At 72.8% G+C, this 17,413-nt stretch carries 17 protein-coding genes; 8 read left to right on the plus strand and 9 right to left on the minus strand.

Features of this window, described 5'->3' with window-relative positions; all coding sequences use genetic code 11:
• Positions 1-99: 99 nt before the first annotated feature.
• On the plus strand, positions 100-660 hold the full coding sequence (locus EV567_RS15750; RefSeq protein WP_130440393.1) for a DUF2087 domain-containing protein: 561 nt from the start codon (positions 100-102) through the stop codon (positions 658-660).
• A gap of 402 nt (positions 661-1,062) precedes the next feature.
• Here EV567_RS15750 and EV567_RS15755 read toward each other — a convergent pair whose 3' ends face one another.
• Complete coding sequence (locus EV567_RS15755) at positions 1,063-2,406, minus strand: FAD-dependent oxidoreductase (protein ID WP_130440395.1); 1,344 nt, start codon at positions 2,404-2,406, stop codon at positions 1,063-1,065.
• Positions 2,407-2,640: 234 nt separating this feature from the next.
• Positions 2,641-3,303 carry a DUF305 domain-containing protein gene (locus EV567_RS15760; protein WP_242620825.1) on the minus strand — a complete coding sequence of 221 codons (663 nt, stop codon included), beginning with the start codon at positions 3,301-3,303 and terminating at the stop codon, positions 2,641-2,643.
• Between the two features lie 199 nt (positions 3,304-3,502).
• On the opposite strand from EV567_RS15760, the gene EV567_RS15765 reads away from it, so the two are divergent.
• Positions 3,503-5,005: an LVIVD repeat-containing protein gene (locus EV567_RS15765; protein WP_130440399.1), complete on the plus strand. Its 1,503-nt coding sequence runs from the start codon at positions 3,503-3,505 to the stop codon at positions 5,003-5,005.
• Here EV567_RS15765 and EV567_RS15770 read toward each other — a convergent pair.
• From EV567_RS15770 to EV567_RS15790, 5 genes are all read right to left on the minus strand, one after another.
• Positions 4,993-5,727 (minus strand): TetR/AcrR family transcriptional regulator, encoded by a 735-nt coding sequence (locus tag EV567_RS15770; RefSeq protein WP_130440401.1) that lies wholly within the window; start codon positions 5,725-5,727, stop codon positions 4,993-4,995. The genes EV567_RS15765 and EV567_RS15770 overlap by 13 nt on opposite strands.
• A gap of 260 nt (positions 5,728-5,987) precedes the next feature.
• Positions 5,988-6,680 carry an HAD family hydrolase gene (locus EV567_RS15775; RefSeq protein ID WP_130440403.1) on the minus strand — a complete coding sequence of 231 codons (693 nt, stop codon included), beginning with the start codon at positions 6,678-6,680 and terminating at the stop codon, positions 5,988-5,990.
• Positions 6,681-6,792: 112 nt separating this feature from the next.
• Complete coding sequence (locus tag EV567_RS15780) at positions 6,793-7,464, minus strand: phosphatase PAP2 family protein (RefSeq protein WP_130440405.1); 672 nt, start codon at positions 7,462-7,464, stop codon at positions 6,793-6,795.
• Between the two features lie 83 nt (positions 7,465-7,547).
• Complete coding sequence (locus EV567_RS15785) at positions 7,548-8,483, minus strand: M56 family metallopeptidase (RefSeq protein ID WP_130440407.1); 936 nt, start codon at positions 8,481-8,483, stop codon at positions 7,548-7,550.
• Between the two features lie 103 nt (positions 8,484-8,586).
• Positions 8,587-9,153 carry a DUF5134 domain-containing protein gene (locus EV567_RS15790; RefSeq protein WP_130440409.1) on the minus strand — a complete coding sequence of 189 codons (567 nt, stop codon included), beginning with the start codon at positions 9,151-9,153 and terminating at the stop codon, positions 8,587-8,589.
• Positions 9,154-9,340: 187 nt separating this feature from the next.
• On the opposite strand from EV567_RS15790, the gene EV567_RS15795 reads away from it, so the two are divergent.
• The gene (locus EV567_RS15795; protein ID WP_130440411.1) at positions 9,341-11,074 is read left to right on the plus strand and encodes an FUSC family protein; all 1,734 of its coding nucleotides are present in this window, start codon (positions 9,341-9,343) and stop codon (positions 11,072-11,074) included.
• 422 nt (positions 11,075-11,496) lie between these two features.
• Entirely contained in the window at positions 11,497-12,087 is a 591-nt protein-coding gene (locus EV567_RS15800; protein WP_130440685.1) for a MarR family winged helix-turn-helix transcriptional regulator, read from the plus strand.
• Positions 12,088-12,126: 39 nt separating this feature from the next.
• Here the strand turns inward: EV567_RS15800 and EV567_RS15805 are convergent, their stop codons facing one another.
• The gene (locus EV567_RS15805; RefSeq protein ID WP_130440413.1) at positions 12,127-12,519 is read right to left on the minus strand and encodes a VOC family protein; all 393 of its coding nucleotides are present in this window, start codon (positions 12,517-12,519) and stop codon (positions 12,127-12,129) included.
• A 119-nt stretch (positions 12,520-12,638) separates the two neighbouring features.
• On the opposite strand from EV567_RS15805, the gene EV567_RS15810 reads away from it, so the two are divergent.
• Complete coding sequence (locus EV567_RS15810) at positions 12,639-13,178, plus strand: GNAT family N-acetyltransferase (protein WP_130440415.1); 540 nt, start codon at positions 12,639-12,641, stop codon at positions 13,176-13,178.
• 48 nt (positions 13,179-13,226) lie between these two features.
• On the opposite strand, the gene EV567_RS15815 is transcribed toward EV567_RS15810, so the two are convergent.
• Positions 13,227-13,910 carry a glycerophosphodiester phosphodiesterase family protein gene (locus tag EV567_RS15815; protein ID WP_130440417.1) on the minus strand — a complete coding sequence of 228 codons (684 nt, stop codon included), beginning with the start codon at positions 13,908-13,910 and terminating at the stop codon, positions 13,227-13,229.
• Between the two features lie 248 nt (positions 13,911-14,158).
• On the opposite strand from EV567_RS15815, the gene EV567_RS15820 reads away from it, so the two are divergent.
• The 3 genes from EV567_RS15820 to EV567_RS15830 are packed head-to-tail and all read left to right on the plus strand — an operon-like array spanning position 14,159 to position 17,411.
• Positions 14,159-15,556, plus strand: coding sequence for a DUF6421 family protein (locus tag EV567_RS15820; RefSeq protein WP_130440418.1), 1,398 nt, complete (start codon positions 14,159-14,161; stop codon positions 15,554-15,556).
• 41 nt (positions 15,557-15,597) lie between these two features.
• A complete protein-coding gene (locus tag EV567_RS15825; RefSeq protein WP_130440687.1) occupies positions 15,598-16,344 on the plus strand; it encodes an SDR family NAD(P)-dependent oxidoreductase in 747 nt (248 codons plus the stop codon).
• Complete coding sequence (locus EV567_RS15830) at positions 16,341-17,411, plus strand: low specificity L-threonine aldolase (protein WP_130440419.1); 1,071 nt, start codon at positions 16,341-16,343, stop codon at positions 17,409-17,411. The genes EV567_RS15825 and EV567_RS15830 overlap by 4 nt, the downstream gene beginning before the upstream one ends.
• The last annotated feature ends 2 nt before the right edge of the window (positions 17,412-17,413 follow it).

Genomic DNA, 17,413 nt, shown 5'->3' on the forward strand with positions numbered 1-17,413 from the left:
CTCGTCGTGGGGCGGTGGAAAATGCCGGGCGGCCGATGAAGGCCGAGGGGTAGCGTCCCCCGGGTCCCGGGCGCCGGCCCGGCGGAAGGAGACCCGAGAATGACGTCCGACGACGTGTTGAGGCTGTTCGCCGACGAGAAGAAGGTGCGCGCCTTCGCCGCCGTCGCCTTGGGCGCGCGCGGTACGGCCGAGGTCGCAGAGCGGGCCGGGCTGTCGGCCAAGGAGACCCTCGCCGCGCTGCGCCGGCTGCAGGACCGCGAGGTCGTCGTGTCGGACGACGGGGGACTGGCGGTCGCGTACGACCTCTTCCGCGACCTCGCCCGGGAGACGGCCGTGAGCGGGGAGCCTCCGCGCGACCACGGCACCGGGGACGAGCGCGTCGAGGCGCTGCTGCGGACGTTCGTGCGCGACGGGCGGCTGGTGCGGCTGCCCGCGCAGTGGGAGCGCAAGAAGCTCGTGCTGCGCCATGTCGCCGAGCGCAGCTTCGAGGCGGGGCGGGAGTACTCCGAACGGGAGGTCGACGACCGGCTGCGCGCCTGGTGCCCCGAGGAGGGCATTGACCATGTGACCCTGCGCCGCCACCTCGTCGACCTGCATCACCTCGACCGCCAGGACGGCGTCTACCGACGCTCACCGGAGGACACGGCGCTGCTCGCCTGAGTGGCCGGTGCCCCCTGAGGCGGGGTCGCGCGGCCCGGCGTTGGGCGGGGGAGGTGTGCGCGGCTCGGCGTCGGCGGGTGCCGCCGCGCCCGCCCGTGCCGCCCTGGCGGCACGACTGCCTGCGATTGGCGGGTGTGGGTGGCGGGGTGATGGCGCGGGTTGCGGGGGACGGCGGGGTGTGCGGCCTGGCGTTGGCGCGGGGGAGGTGTGCGCGGCCCGGCGTCGGCGGTGCCGCCGCGCCCGCCCGTGCCGCCCTTGCGGCCGCGGTTGACGGCTGAGTGCGCGGTTCGGCACCGGCGGGGTGTGCGGCCCGGCGGTGGCGCGGGGTGCGGGGTGAGCGGTCCAGCGGCCGGCGAGGTGTGGCCGCGCTCGCGCAAGCCACCTATGACTGGGCGCAGGGCGTCAGTGGTTCAGGTTGGTTGCTGCTGCTTTCAGTGCGGCCCAGTCCGGGAGTTTGACCACGCCTCGGCCCAGTGAGGCCCCGAGTTCAGCCTCGGCCCGTTCGATCGCCAGCCAGCCCGGCCACTCGACGGGCTCGGCGCCCTCGGCGCGCAGGGCGGCCAGCGGATCGCCCGGCAGCTCCCGCGCGACGAGGGCGGGGGCGTCCGCCAGCAGCGAGGTGACCGTCTCCTTCGCGCACGGCCGGTTCGTGCCGATGACACCCGTCGGGCCCCGCTTGATCCAGCCCGCGACGTACTCGCCCCGGGACACCGTGCCCTCCCGCACCACACGTCCCGCGACATGCGGCACCGTGCCCCGCTCCACGTCGAACGGCAGCCCCTCCAAGGGCACCCCGCGATACCCCACCGACCGCAGCACCAACTGCGCCGCGACCTCCTCGTAGCGGCCCGTGCCCGTCACCCCGCCCCGCCCGTCCGGCGCGGTCCGCTCGAAGCGCACGGCGGCCACGCGGCCCGCTTCGGCGAGCAGTTCGACGGGCCGCAGGAAGAAGCGCAGGCGGATCCGGCGTCGTAGTCCCTTGGGCGGCACGGCGGCCCAACCGCGCAGGACCTCCACGTTGCGGCGTTGGGCGGCCGGCAGGGCGGACGCGTCGGCGCAGGCAGGATCGAGGGCGAGCTCCGCCTCGTCGACGACGACGTCGGTGTCCGCCAGCGAGCCCAGCTCGCGCAGCTCCTTGGTGGTGAAGCGGGCCTGGGACGGGCCGCGCCGCCCCACCATGTGGATCTCGGTCACCTCGCTCGCGGCGAGCGCGGTCAGCGCCGCCTGCGGCATGTCGGTGGGGCTCAGCTCCGCCGCCCCGCGCGCGAGGATGCGGGTGACGTCCACGGCCACGTTCCCCACGCCGACGACCACGGCCGAGCGCGCGCCCGTCAGGAAGCCGTCGGCTCCGGCGTCCGGGTGGGCGCTGTACCAGGACACGAACTCCGTCGCCGACCAGCTGCCGGGCAGGTCCTCGCCGGGGATGCCGAGCCGCCGGTCCGTCGCGGCGCCCACGCAGTACACCACCGCGTGGTACAGCTCCCGCAGCCGCTCCACGGGCACTCCGCCGGCCCCGGCCCGCACCCCGCCGAGGAAGCGCACGCGCGCGTGCTCCAGCACCGTCCGCAGGTTCTGCTGGAGGGACTTGATCTTCTCGTGGTCCGGGGCGACCCCGTAGCGCACCAGCCCGTACGGGCACGGCAGCCGGTCCAGGACGTCGACGAGGACCTCCTGGTCCATCTGTACGAGGCTCTGGGCGGTGTAGACACCACTCGGCCCGGAGCCGACGACGGCGACACGCAGCACGGCCGGACTCCTTACCCCGAGGGACGGAGGGATGCGCCGGCACTTCCAGCATCGCACCGCCGCGGCTCCCCTGACAGGGTGCCGCGACCGGCACGCGTGCGCACTCCCGCCCGCACGGAGAGTGATCGTATCGTTACGTCCCGTGCGACGGCGGACGGCCCCGTCCGGCCGCACCGCCCCCGCCGCCCCGCCGCCCCGAGCGCCGGCGATGCCCGCCGGCCCGGGCCCCGCCGGTCACAGCATCGTGCGCATGCGGGAGATCTCCGAGGTCTGTTCGGCGACCACGTCGTCCGCCATCTCCTCGATGCGGATGTTGTTGCCCTGGGCCTTCACGTCCGCAGCCATGGTGAGCGCACCCTCGTGGTGGGTGATCATCAAGGCGAGGAACAGCTTGTCGAAGGCCTTGCCGTCGGCCGCGCGGAGCTGCTTCATCTGCGCCTCGGTCGCCATCCCGGGCATCGCGCCGTGATGGTGCGCGCTTCCCCCGTCGCCCGCCTCGCCCTCGCCGTTCGCCTCCGCCTTGCCGTACTTGCCGAGCCAGCTCTTCATGGCCGCGATCTCCGGCCCCTGCGCGGCCGTGATCCGGGCGGCGAGCGACTTGACCTTCGCCGACTCGGCCTGCTTCGGGGCGAGAGCGGTCATCTCCAGGGCCTGGGCGTGGTGCACGATCATCGTCTGGGCGAAGGAGACGTCGGCCGAGTTCGGGGTGTCGTCCTCCGCGCGGTGCGCCGCCGCTTCCCCGGGTGACAAAGTGCGGTTCGCCTCGCCCGGCTTGCCCGGCGCGATCACCGAAGGCCCGCTCGCCGCACCGGACTTGTCGCCCGGTCCGGAGTCGCAACCGCCGAGGACGAGCACGAGCAGCGAGGCGGTGACGAGGGGCGCTCGACGTAAAAGCACAACAACCTCCTGGGTGGGGCCGGTTGACGACCCGGACGGACCTGGCGGGACCGTGGTGCGGTCTACCGGGAGTCTGGACCACGTTGATCGAAAACATTCATGACGAGTGCGTTGCCGCCTGTTGATCTGTGCATGATGAAGACGATACTTCGGAGGACCGTGAACCGTTCCCGAGCGAACGGCATCGAGGGAGGACGCAGTGACCCTGTTGAACGAATCCCGAACGCGGCGCAGACGACTGGGAGTCGTCGCCGCCTGTGCCGGACTCATGGCCGCGCTGCTGACCGCGGCCCCGGCCGCGGCGACCCCGGACCCGGGGGACGGCCCGGCCGTCGAACGCGAAGTGTCCCAGCGGGCGCAGGCGGAGGCCGCGGAGGCGATCGCCGCCGGCGAGATACCCGGCAAGGACGTGATCGTCCACTCGGACAACATCGAGCACGTCGCGAACGTTCCCAAGGACGCCTTACCCGGCACCAACACCGACCTCGCCTTCCAGGGCAAGTACGCCTTCTCCGGCAACTACGACGGCTTCCGGATCTTCGACATCAGCAAGCCGAAGGCCCCGAAGACCGTCGCCCAGGTGCTCTGCCCGGGCTCGCAGAACGACATCTCCGTCTCCGGCGACCTGCTGTTCCTGTCCACCGACTCCTCGCGCAGCGACAGCAGTTGCAACAGCACCACCCAGCCCGCGACCGAGAAGTCCTCCTGGGAGGGCATCAAGGTCTTCGACATCAGCGACAAGCAGAACCCCAGGTACGTCGCCGCCGTCGAGACAGCCTGCGGCTCGCACACCCACACGCTGGTGCCCGAGCGCAAGAACGTCTACGTCTACGTCTCCTCGTACTCGCCGAACGCCGCCTACCCCGACTGCCAGCCCCCGCACGACGGCATCTCGGTCATCAAGGTGCCGCGCAAGGCGCCCGAGAAGGCCGCGGTCGTGGGGTTCCCCGTCCTCTTCCCCGGTGAGGGACCGGACGGCGGCGGCAACCCCGGCGGACCCACCAACCCGGGCGTCTCCAAGACGACCGGCTGCCACGACATCACCGTGCTGCAGGAGGAGGACCTCGCGGCCGGCGCCTGCATGGGCGACGGCATCCTGTTCTCCATCAAGAACCCGGAGAAGCCCAAGGTGATCGACCGGGTCCAGGACAACGTGAACTTCGCGTTCTGGCACTCGGCGACCTTCAACCAGAAGGCGAACAAGGTCGTCTTCACCGACGAGCTGGGCGGCGGCGGCGCTGCCACCTGCACCGCCGAGATCGGCCCGAACCGCGGCGCCGACGGCATCTACGACATCGTCGGCAAGGGCGACAAGCGCAAGCTCGTCTTCCGCAGCTACTTCAAGATCCCTCGGCACCAGGGTCCCACCGAGGTCTGCGTCGCCCACAACGCCTCGCTGATCCCGGTCGAGGGCAAGGACATCATGGTCCAGGCCTGGTACCAGGGCGGCGTCTCCGTCTGGGACTTCACCGACTCCGCCAGCCCGCAGGAGATCGCCTACTTCGAGCGCGGCCCGGTGGACACCGAGCGGCTGACCACGGCCGGCCCCTGGTCGGCGTACTACTACAACGGCTACATCTACTCGAACGACATCGCCAAGGGCTTCGACGTGCTGAAGATCGACGACAAGCGCACGAACCCGGCCAAGCGTGTGCACCTGCCCGAACTGAACGTCCAGACCCAGCCGGACTACTTCGACTGATCCGCGGCCGGCTGAATCCCGGTGGTCCGAGCCTCGGCGGGGTGAACCCCGGCCGGCGGACTCCCGGCAGGCCGTCCCGTCGCGAAGAAGCGTGACAGGTCCGTCTCACATGTCCCGCCGGGCGCCACGGTGTCCGGCGGGACCCCCTGTCCCCAGCCGAGCCGGTAACGCGTGAACAGCTCCGCGCGCACCGGCGGGAGCGGCATCCCCGCATCGGGCAGCACCATCGCGTAGACCGAGCCCATCAGCAGCGAACGCAGCACCGGGTAGTCGGTGTCGACGTCGCACGAGCCGTGCCGGGCCACCGTGTCCCGCAGCAGCTCCGCCAGCCGCCGCTGCTCCGGACACCGCACGAAGCCCTCCGCCTGGAGCAACCCCGCCATGTGCTGGCGCATCAGCACCGGCCGGTCCCGCGCCAGCCCCAGGATCGCGTCGATGGCCCGCGCCAGCCGCTCCCGGCCGTCCTCGGTACGCGGCTCCCGCTCCAGCGCCTCCTCCAGCGTGCGGTGCATCAAGCGGTGCACGGCCGACTGGACCAACTGCCGCTTGCCGGGGAAGTAGTACGACACCAGGCCCCTGGCCGAGCCCGCCCGGTCCGCGATGTCGCCGAGCGTCGTCGCCTCGTACCCGCGTTCGCTCACCAACTCCACCGCCGCCTGCAGCAGTCGCTCCCGGGAACGCCGCCGCAATTCTTCATTGACCGAGGCGCTGCGCGGGGACATCCTGGAACTCCTGCGTTGACTGGCTGCCAGCCAACTATACTCAGGGACATCCCGGTGGGTTCCGCTCGGAGCCGTGCCGGGCTGCCGCCTGCTCTGGGCGACGCGGGGGATCGTCCAGAGTGGGCGCGTTTTCTCCCCGATAGTGGCCTGAGGCTCCTTCCGGTGCGGAGGGATTCCGGACGGCGGAGGGCTGCCGGGCAGGGTCCATGCACCGCGTGCGCGGTCCCCGCCCCCGCCGAGCCGGGCTCACCGCGACCGTCTCAGCCCACGAGCTCCAGCACCGGCCGCAGCCCGCAGGGCCGGTCCGCCACCGGCAGGTGATCCACGAAGTGGACCGCGCAGCCCAACTGCGCGGCACCGCCGTCGGCCCTGCGGTCGTCGCCCACCATCAGCGTCGTCCGCGGATCGACGCCGAGCCTCTCGCACGCCGTCGCGAACAGCAGTGGGTCCGGCTTCTGGACGCCGTGCTCATACGACAGGACGTACGCGTCGACGAACGGGTCGAGACCGTGCTCGCGGAACACCGGACGCGGATCCCAGCCGATGTTGCTCACCACGCCCACCCGGATGCCACGCTCGCGCAGCGCGCCCAGCACCTCGGAGGCGTCCGGGTACGGGGTCCATGCGGCCGGCGTCATGTGCCGGTCGTACAGCGCGTCGTGCAGGGCCGGGTCGGGCAGCGGGACCTGGCGGGAGAGCCCGGTGTACGCGGCCCGGTGCAGCTCGGCGCTCCGGTCCCGATCCCGCCACAGCCCGACCAGCTCCTCGGGCACCCGCACGGGAGGCGCGCCGCCCGGCAGCGCCCCGGCCGCCTCCAGCGCCCGCGCCGCGTCCGCCACTTCCTCCTCGTCCGGCGCGGCACCGGCAGCGTCCAGCACGGCACGCAGCCAGGCCTCGGTGGACTCGATGCGGAAGAGGGTGCCGGAGAAGTCGAACAGCACGGCTGTGGTCATGCGATCGATCTTACGGAGCCGGCGAGTCGGCCTTCCAGAGGCGTGAAGAACATCGGGCCTGACCGGCCGTCGTACGCCCGCGGGCCCTCGAGGGCATCGCCGTCGCGGCGCGTCACGGCCGCCAGCGGACGTGGGCCGCGATCGCCAGGGCGACCAGCGCCGCGCCCAGCAGCCAGCCACCCAGGACGTCCGTGGCCCAGTGGACGCCCAGCCAGATCCGGGTCAGACCCACGCCCACCGCGGAGACCACCGCCACCGCGACCGCCGTACGCCACAGAGCCGGGCTCACGCTCTCGCGGCGCAGGATCCACAGGACGAGACCGAGGGCGACGACGGCCGTGAGGGCGTGGCCGGACGGGTAGGCCGCGTAGTGGGCGGAGTCGACCGGGTCGGGCCAGACCGGGCGCGCGCGGCCGACGGCGGCCTTCATGGCCTGCTGGACGACCGTGCCCACCGCCGACGTCGTCACCAGCCACGCCGCCGTCCACCACGCGCCTCGGCGCCACACCAGCCACACGGCGACCGCCGCGCACAGCAGCCGCATGACCAGCGGGTCCCAGACCCAGTCGGTGAGCACACGGCAGACCTGTGTCACGTCGGGGTCGGCGACGGCCCAGCGGTGGGTGGTGCGGGCGATGTCGCCGTCCACGGACATCAGCGGACGCCACTCCGCCACGACAAGGAGCATGAGCAGCAGGGAGGACAGCCCCAGGACCAGCGCGGCGCGCAATGCCGTGCGGTACGGCGAGGGGGCGGGCGGGGAGTCGACGGACGGCGAGTGCATGCCCTGATCCTTGCCCGCGTCGGGAGTTCGAAGCCTACCCGGGGGCCGGTCGTGGACTCTCCCGCTCTCCCGCGCGGCGATCCTCAGCCGAGCGCCCGCAGTCCCGGCACCAGCGTCACCGCAACCGGGATCACCGGAACCAGCGCGGCCGTCGCCGTCAGCCCGAGCCGGCGGGACGCGCTCAGCCGGTCGGGAGGCGTCAGCAGCCGCCGGACCCGCAGCGGCACGTGCGCGTGCGGGGCGGGGGAGGGGCCGAAGACACCCCGGTCCTCGTTGAGTTCGACGAGGGCGAGCGCGGTCGTCAGCCGGCCGAAGCGGCGGGAGGCCATGTCGTCGGCGGAGAGTTCGACCAGGCGGTGCATCTCGTCGCGGAACGCGGCGAACACCGGCACCTGCGGAAACCCGTTCGCCAGCGCGGCCGAGCAGTGCAGCAGCCAGTCGTGCCGCGCCTGGGCGTGACCCTGCTCATGGGCCAGCACCGCATCAAGCTGACGACCTTTCAGTCGACGCAACGCGGCTGTCGTCACCACGAGTTGAGGCGTTCCGTCGGCCAGCCATGACGCCTCGGGCCGCTCGTCCTCCAGCACCACCAGCTGTCCCGGGGTCGCCGCCTCGCCCGGCAACAGCGGTGCCCGCAGCCGCAGTTCGGCCCGACGGCGGCGCTGCCCCGACCGCGCGCGGGCGACCTCACGTACGAGCATCGCCCCGCTCCACAGCCCCGCGCACGCCAGAGCCGTCGCGGTCGCCGCCGCCCAGGGCCCGCTCGCGCTCAGCGCGTACGCCTCCACGACGCCGCTCGGGGCCGACGCGAAGACGTGCCCGCGCACCGCCTGCCAGGCCGCCGCCGCGCTCAGCGTCATCGACAGGGCGCAGCACAGCAGCACCGCCGCCACGACGCACTGCCACGTCCACAGCGCCACCACCGGTTCACGGTCCGGCCAGTCGGCCCGCGCGAGCAGCCGGGGACCGGCCACGGCGGTCAGGGCGCCGAGCAGGAGCAGGACCGCGGGGACCATCATGGGCAGCACCCTATGAGCGGCGTACCGCGCTCGGGTACGGCTCACCGGGGCAAAGTGACGCACACCACGGTTGTCCGGCCGGTGGTGGGGGAAGGTCGGGCGCTCACATCGTCAGCAGCATCGCCAGCATGCCGATGCCCATCGACAGGCGGCATGCGCGCGCGAGTTCGGGGCGGTCGCCCCATGCGACGACGCCCGCCGGCCCGCCGCCCGCGGGCAGCAGTCGCACCCCGGAGACGAGGACGTACGCGGCGAAATAGAGCAGCAGCGCGCCCGTGAGCAGCGGGACCCCCGAGCCGCCGTGCGCCGCGCCGGCGTCCGCGTGGGCGGGGGAGTGGTGCGCGGCGGGCGAGGCCATCGCCACCGCCATGTAGACCATGGCCGCGGAACCCACCAGGTGGTGCAGGTGGTGGGCGTCGGAACGGGCGGCCCACAGCGCGCGCAGAGCGGCGGCGCCGAAGACCGCCGCGTACAGCGGCCAGGCCCACCCCGGCGGGGTGAACGCCGCCGCGGGCATTGACATCACGGCCATGCCGAAGCCCATGAACGCCTCACCGCCCGCGGCGCGGCGCTGCCGCTCGTCGCCGCTGCGCATGCGCAGCAGACAGTAGGCGCCCGTGGCCGCACACAGCACGACCAGCAGCCAGCCGGGCGAAGCCGGACCGTGCACGCGCACCTCCCCGCTCGACGATCGGTCGAGGGATGCGATGCCCAAGGCGCGCGGCGCGCACCCGAGCGCACGGGTGTAAACGGGGAGCGTTCGACGGGGGCGCGCCCGGTGCGGGTGGCCTGGTGTGACGGAGGCGGCGCCGGGGACCGTATCTTTCATGAGTAAAACACCTGTTAAATTAGTTCTCATGAGCAGTGCGACCCCTCGGCGTCCCCGTCCCCCCGCCCGCCTCCCGCTCGCCGGCGCCCTGCGGCTCGGCCGCCCCTCCGACATCTGGTTCAAGCCCGCACTGAGCGTGGTCGCCGCGGTCGCCCCGCCCAACCTCACCCTGCTGGCCCTCGACCGCCTCGACCTGGCCATGTACACGATGGCCGGGTCCCTGTGCGCCCTGTACGCCCACAACCGCCCCTACGCGGCCCGGGCGCGCGCACTGGCGTGGGTGGTCCTCGGAATGACCGGCGGGCTCGCCGTCGCCCTGCTCACGGCGTCGCTCACCGCGAACGCGGTCGTCCTCGTCACTGTCGGCGCCCTCCTCGCCGCCGTGCAGAAGGCGCTGTGCGACGCCACCCGCGTCGGGCCGCCGGGCAACATCGTCCTCACCTTCATCAGCTCCGCCACGCTGTTCGTGCCGCAGACCCCCGGGCAGATCCCCGGGCACCTCGCCCTGGCCCTCGCCGCGGGCGCCTGGGCCTGGCTGATCGGCATGGCGCCAGGACCGGCGCGCCCCCACGGGCCCGAGCGCCGCGCCACTGCCCAGGCCCTGAACGCCGCCGCCGCGTACGCCGCCGCACACGGTGACTCCGCCGGCAGCCCGGTCGCCGGCGCGGCCGGCGCTCAGGACGGACACGCACACGCGCGTGCCGCCGCCGCTGCCGCCGTGCACGCCGCCTGGCAGACCCTGCTGTGGGCACGCGACAGCGAGCCCCGCCGCGCCTTGCAGCGGCTCCTGGTCCGCGCCGAGGTCGCGCTCGCCGCGCCCGCCGACAGCGACCCGGAGCGGCTGCGCGCCTGGGCACGGCGACTGCGCGGCACCGGTACGGTCCCGCGCCCCGACGACCTCGTGGACGACGACGAACTCCTGGGCCTGGACGCCACGCTCGCCGTCGGACAGCCCCCGCTGTGGCGTCGCCTCGGCCCCCTCGCCCCGCTCGCCGTCCGCACCGCTCTCGGCTGCGCACTCGCCGGGTACGTCGCGCTCGCCCTCGGGATCGGCCGGCCCTACTGGGCCCTGGTCACCGCCGCGTCCCTCTACCAGGCGAACGTCACCCTCACCTGGAGCCGGGGCCTCCAGCGCGTCGTCGGCAACCTCGTCGGCGTGCTCGCCTACGCGGCCCTCGTCCCGGTGGCCCACTTCCACCAGGCGGCCCTGGTCCTCGTCTGCCTGGCCCTGAACTTCGGCGCCGAGGCGCTGATCAGCCGCAACTACTGGCTCGGCAGCGTCTGTGTGACACCGATGGCCCTGCTGATCACCGAGTTCGCCCGCCACCAGGACGCGGGCGAACTGATCACCGAGCGGGTCGTGGACACCCTCGTCGGCGCGCTGGTCGGATTCGCCGCCGCCGTCGCCGTCACCAACCGCCGCGCCGGCGACCGGCTCGGGCAGGCCCTGACAGCCGCCGAGCGCGCCCGCGCGGACGTCGCCCTGCTCCTTGCCGAGTCGCAGCAGCAGCCGCGGCCGCGTCCCGCTCCGGACGCCCTGGAGTCCGCCCGCCGTTCGCTCGCGGCCGCCCTGGTCCACCTGCGTACCACCGCCGACGCCGCCGCCGGCGAGTGGTGGCAGCGCGCCCTTCCCGAGGAGCGGGTGATGGCGGTCGAACAAGCCGGACACCGTACGCTCGCGGCGACGGCCCGCCGCCAGAAACTCCTGGCCCGGACCGCGGTCAGGGACACGAGCGCAGAAGCGGAGGCCACACGGCCATGACGGCGACCCACGGACGGCCGACGGGCGGCGAGGGCGAGCGCGGGGCGACCCCGGACGGGAGCCGAGCATCGAGCACGGACAAGCTCCGGCATGAAGCGCCTCCGGCGCTCCGGAAGCCGACCTCAGGCCGGGGCCACGCGCAGCCCGCCGACGCGCGCGGGCAGCAGGCCGCCGGCGCGGAGCGGGGGGCTCCCGTGGAGGCGGGGCAGCAGGCCGCCGGCATGGCCCCGGGGGTTCCTGCGGAGGCGGGGCAGCAGGCCGCCGGCACGGCCCCGGGGGTTCCTGCGGAGGCGGGGCAGCAGCCCGGTGCGGACCGGGGGGCTTCTGCGGAGGCGGGGCAGCAGGCCGCCGACACGGACCCCCGGGCTCCTGCGGACGCGGGACAGCAGGTCGCCGGCACAGACCCGCGGACCCACCCGGACATGGCGCAGTCGGCCTCCGGCACGGCACAACCGGTGTCCGCGCGCGGCCCCCGGCTTACCGAACCGCAGGCGTCCGCCCAAGGCCTCCGCGCCGACACCGTCGCCGCCGTGGTCCGGCAGTGGCGAGCCGTGCGGCCCGACCTCGACACCGGGCCCATGGAGATCATCGGCCGGGTCAACCGCTGCGCGGCCCTCCTCCAGCAGGCCGAGGACGCCCCGCTGCGCCGCGCCGGTCTCAGCCGGCCCGAGTTCGACCTGCTGGGCGCGCTGCGCCGCACCGGCCACGAGCTGACCCCCGGCGAACTGGCCCGGGAGACCTTCTCCTCGGGCGCCGCCGTCACCAAGCGCGTCAAGCAGCTGACCGAACGCGGCCTGGTGGAGCGCCGCGTGGACACCCGCGACCGCCGTGTCGCCCATGTGCGCCTCACCGACGCCGGCCGCGACCTCGTCGACGGCGTCCTGCCCGAGCAACTCGCCTACGAGAGGGCCGTGCTGTCCGCCCTGGACGGCACCCGGCAGGGCGAACTGGCCGATCTGCTGGGCGAGTTGCTGAGCCGCCTGGAAGGACACATGCGGAACTTCACCCTCTGACCCCCTCGCGCCGACGGAACGTCCCGGGGACCAGGTGGCTCACAGGCCCGGCCGGTACCGCAGCGGATGGTCGGCCGGGACCTCCACCAGCACGACCGGCGTCCCGTCCGGGTCCTCGACCCACATCTCGACCAGGCCCCACGGCTCCCGCACCGGCTCCCGGACCACCCGCGCGCCCTTGGCGAGCAGCTCCTCGTGCGCCGCCGCCACGTCCGCGACCTGCATCCACAGCCGCACGGCGGGGTCCGGCGGGCTCTCCGCACGCCCCGAGACCTCCAGGAAGCCGCCGCCGAGGAAGTAGACGGTGCCGCGCTCCGGCCCCGTCCCGAACTCGCGGTAGACGGCGAGGCCGAGCTGCTCCCCGTAGAAGACGCGGGAACGCTCCGGGTCGGTGGGACGGAGCAGGATCCGGCTGCTGAGTACATGCACCATGCGACGGGAGCATAGGGGCCGTTCAGCAGGCGCCGGGTTAGGCTCGGCGCTGCACCCGCCGGGCGCACGGCGCGAGCCGCGCCCCGCCCCGAACGACATCGCAGACCGGAGACCGTCGTATGGACACCACCGCCACCGCGCTCACCTTCCGCGACGCCGTCGACACCGACGTGGACGCTCTGGTCGGCCTCGTCGAGTCGGCCTACCGCGGGGACTCCAGCCGGGCCGGGTGGACCACGGAGGCGGACATACTCCAGGGGCAGCGAACCGACCCCGAGGGCGTCCTGGAGATCGTCAAGTCGCCCGACGGCAAGGTCCTGGTCGCCGAGCGGGACGGCCGGATCGTCGCTTGCTGCCAGCTCGAACACCGCGGCGACCACGCCTACTTCGGGATGTTCGCGGTGAGCCCGACCGAGCAGGGTTCGGGCCTCGGCCGGACGGTGCTCACGCGGGCCGAGCGGCTGGCCCGCGAGACCTGGGGCGCCACCGAGATGCACATGACGGTGATCTCGGTGCGCGAGGAGCTGATCGCCTGGTACGAGCGGCGCGGCTACCGCCGTACGGGCCGGATGACGCCGTTCCCGTACGGCGACGAGCGGTTCGGCATCCCGCAGCGCGACGATCTCCAGTTCGAGCTGCTGGTCAAGGAACTCGCCTGACCGCCCCCCGCTGACCCGGGGAAGGCCTGCCCGACGCGGTGACCGCCCTTACGCCGTGAGACGGCCCGCCTGCTTGATCTCGGGCCGGTCGGTGGTCGCGCCGTCCAGCCCCAGGGCCCGTACGAGGCGCAGGTGCTCCGGCGTGTTGACCACCCAGCCGAAGATCCGCAAGCCCTGAGCGCGGGCCCGTTCGACGATCTCCAGGGTGAGCCGCCGGATGTCCAGGCACACCGTCGCGGCTCCCACGGCCACCGCGCGCTCGACGATGTCGACGCCGTACCGGCTGCCCACCAGGGCTGTACGCACCCCGGGGACCAGGCGGGTGATCTCGGCGACCGCCTCGTCGTGGAACGAGGACACCTCGACGCGGTCCACCAGGGCGCGCGCCCGCATCACCTCGGCGAGCGCCCGTGCCGCCCGCACGTCCTTGATCTCGGCCTGGACCGGCAGCGACACCGCCTCCAGGACCTCCTCGAACACCGGCACCCGCTCCCCGCGCCCCGCGTCGAGCGCACGCAGCTCGTCGAGCGTGTGGTCGGCGACCGGCCCGCTGCCGTCGGTCGTGCGGTCCACGTCCGCGTCGTGCATGACCACGAGCGCGCCGTCCTTGCTCAGGTGCAGATCGAGCTCCACGACGTCCAGGCCGGCCCGCTCGGCGGCGACGAACGAGCGGAGGGTGTTCTCGGGCTCGACGCCCATCACGCCGCGGTGACCGATGGTGAGGAGGTTCACGACTGGACTCGCTTTCGTCGTCGGCTGCGCCGGGACCCGCGGCCGGGCGCCGGCGCGGGCAGATGTCTGCGCCGACGATCGCCTACCCCGTCGACCGTGGCGAAAGTCATGGCATACGTGAAGAGAAACAGGAAAAAGAGCGGTGACCATGGATGTGCGCAGGATGATTTCCCGCACTCCCTCTTGCTGGAAGAAAGCTCGTATGCCTACGGTGTCCGTACGCAAGGTTCTTCAGTGAGGGATGGGACATGACGGAAATTCTTGTGCAGGTGGGTTCGGAGGGCCAGGCTCCTCCCGCGGTCAGGGTGGTGGACCACCCGGCCTGGCCCGTGCTCAAGGATGCCGTGGAGCGGATCCGCCCCTGGCAGGCGAAGGACGGGGCGATCGACTTCGCGGCCGAGGGCGCCCCCGAGCGCTCCGACGCCGAGCACGCCCTGCGTCAGGTGGTCGACGCGGTCGAGGAGCTGTCCCCGCTGCTCCCGCACGACGCCGACTACCACCGCGCCCTGGTGAAGGACCTGCGCCGCTGGTCCGAGGGCGGCTTCGAGGTGCCGGACTTCCTCGACTCCCTGCTGGCCTTCCAGCCCGCCGCGAACCGCCGTGACGGGCTCCAGCACCTGGTGCTCTTCCCGATGTACACGCAGAACGGCAACCCGGACCGCAACCTCGAGGCGGTCGTGCTGCGCATGGTCTGGCCCGACTGGCTGGCCGAGCTGGAGCGCACCCGCTACGACAACCCGCTGTTCTGCGGCATCACCTTCGAGGACTTCACCTCCGGCTACGACACCAACTCCGCCGTCCTCTTCCCGGAGACCATCGCCGTCCGCGAGGCGCCGGAACGATTCTCCTGGGGTGGCATCTTCTGTGACCGCGAGGCCGCCCGCTTCCGCCGGGTGACCGACGCCGCCGTCGAGATCCTGGGCCTGGAACTGCCCGAGGACATCGCCGCCATGGTCCACGACCAGAAGCGCTGCGAGGAGGCCTTCGTCCTGTGGGACATGGTCCACGACCGCACCCACAGCCACGGTGACCTGCCCTTCGACCCCTTCATGATCAAGCAGCGCCAGCCGTTCTGGATGTACGGCCTGGAGGAGCTGCGCTGCGACCTCACCGCCTTCAAGGAGGCCGTCAAGCTCCAGGCGGACGGCGTCCCGCAGGCCCGCGACGTGCAGTACGCGGTGCTGTTCGACCGCATGTTCCGCTTCCCCGTCACCGGCGAGCGCGTGCGCAACTACGACGGCCTCGGCGGCCAGCTGCTCTTCGCCTACCTGCACAAGCACGACGTGGTGCGCTGGACCGACAACAAGCTGCACATCGACTGGGAGCGCGCCCCGCAGGTCACCAACGAGCTGTGCGGCGAGATCGAGAAGCTCTACCGCGACGGCATCGACCGCCCCAAGCTGGTCCACTGGTTCGCCGGCTACGAGCTGGTCTCCACCTACCTCGCCCCGCACCCGGGTTCCAAGTGGGCCAAGGGCCCCGACGCCCTCGACCTGAGCCAGCCGCCGCGCAAGCTCGTCGATGACGTGCTTCCCGACGAGTTTCCCCTGAGCATGTTCTATGAGGCCCTGTCCAAGAAGCTGAAGAACGTGATCGCCTCCACCAAGGGCATCACGGCGGACGGCGCCGAGCGGATCGCCGCGTGAGCGACCTGCGTACCGAGAACACTGCTCAGGAGGCGAAGACCATGGGGAACGGGGCACTCAGCGGTGCGGTCATCGCGGTGGCCGGAGCGGGCGGACCCGCGGGCCGGGCCGCGCTGCTGCGGCTGGCCGAGGCCGGCGCGACCGTAGTCGGGGCGGACAACGACCCCGAGCGGCTCGCGGAGGCCGTGGACGCGGCCCGCTACGCCTCCGGTGGCGCCAGCGTCACCGGTGAGCCGGTGGACCTGCTCGACCTCCAGTCCACCCGTGACTGGGCCGCGCACATCGAGAAGGACTTCGGCCGCGTCGACGGCCTGGTCCACCTCGTCGGCGGCTGGCGGGGCAGCGAGACGTTCATCAAGACCAGCCTGGACGACTGGGACTTCCTCGAACTCCTGCTGATCCGCACCGTGCAGCACACCTCGCTGGCCTTCTACGACGCGCTCCAGCGCAGCGACCGCGGCCGTTACGTGCTGATCAGCGCCGCCGGCGCGACGAAGCCCACGGCGGGCAACGCCTCGTACGCCGCCGCCAAGGCCGCCGCCGAGGCGTGGACGCTCGCGCTGGCCGACGCCTTCCGCAAGGCCGGGGGCCCCGAGGGGCCGACCTCCGCGGCTGCGATCCTGGTGGTGAAGGCGCTGGTGCACGACGCGATGCGCGCCGAGCGACCCAACGCGAAGTTCGCGGGCTTCACCGACGTCAAGGACCTGGCCGAGGCCGTGGCCGGCGTCTGGCAGAAGTCCGCCGCCGAAGTGAACGGACACCGTCTGTGGCTCACCGAGAAGCCGTGAACCCTTCCAAGACCGACGCGCGCCGCCGTCACGACCCGCAGGTCCGCGGATTCGCCAGTGACAACTACGCGGGGGCGCACCCGGAGGTGATGGCCGCCCTGGCCCTGGCCAACGGCGGCCATCAGGTGGCGTACGGGGAGGACGACTACACCGAGAACCTCCAGGGGATCGTCCGCAGCCACTTCGGCCCCACGGCGGAGGCCTTCCCGGTCTTCAACGGCACTGGCGCCAACGTCCTCGCGCTCCAGGCGCTCACCGACCGCTGGGGCGCGGTGGTCTGCGCCGAGAGCGCCCACATCAACGTGGACGAGGGCGGCGCGCCCGAACGCATGGGCGGGCTGAAGCTCCTGACGGTGCCCACCCCGGACGGCAAGCTCACGCCCGAGCTGATCGACAAGCAGGCCTGGGGCTGGGACGACGAGCACCGCGCGATGCCGCAGGTCGTCTCGATCACCCAGAGCACCGAGCTCGGCACGCTCTACACCCCGGACGAGATCCGCGCGATCTGCGACCACGCCCACGCGCGCGGGATGAAGGTCCACCTCGACGGCTCCCGCATAGCCAACGCGGCGGCCTCGCTGAACGTGCCGATGCGCACGTTCACCAACGCGGTCGGTGTCGACGTTCTCTCCCTCGGCGGGACGAAGAACGGCGCCCTGTTCGGCGAGGCGGTCGTGGTGATCGATCAGGACGCCGTCAGCCACATGAAGCACCTGCGCAAGCTGTCCATGCAGCTCGCTTCCAAGATGCGCTTCGTGTCGGTGCAGTTGGAGGCTCTGCTCGCCAAGGACCTGTGGCTGCGCAACGCCCGCCACGCCAACGAGATGGCGCAGCGGCTGGCGGAGGGCGTCCGCGCAGTGCACGGCGTCGAGATCGTCCACCCGGTCCAGGTCAACGCCGTGTTCGCCAAGCTGCCCAACGACGTGAGCGAGCGGCTGCAGAAGAAGTTCCGCTTCTACTTCTGGGACGAGCCGGCCGGCGTCGTCCGCTGGATGTGCTCCTACGACACCACGGAGGACGACGTGGACGCGTTCCTCGCCGCCCTCAAGGAGGAGATGGCCCGCTGAGA

This window comes from Streptomyces sp. BK239 (assembly GCF_004217285.1).
Classification (GTDB): Bacteria; Actinomycetota; Actinomycetes; order Streptomycetales; family Streptomycetaceae; genus Streptomyces.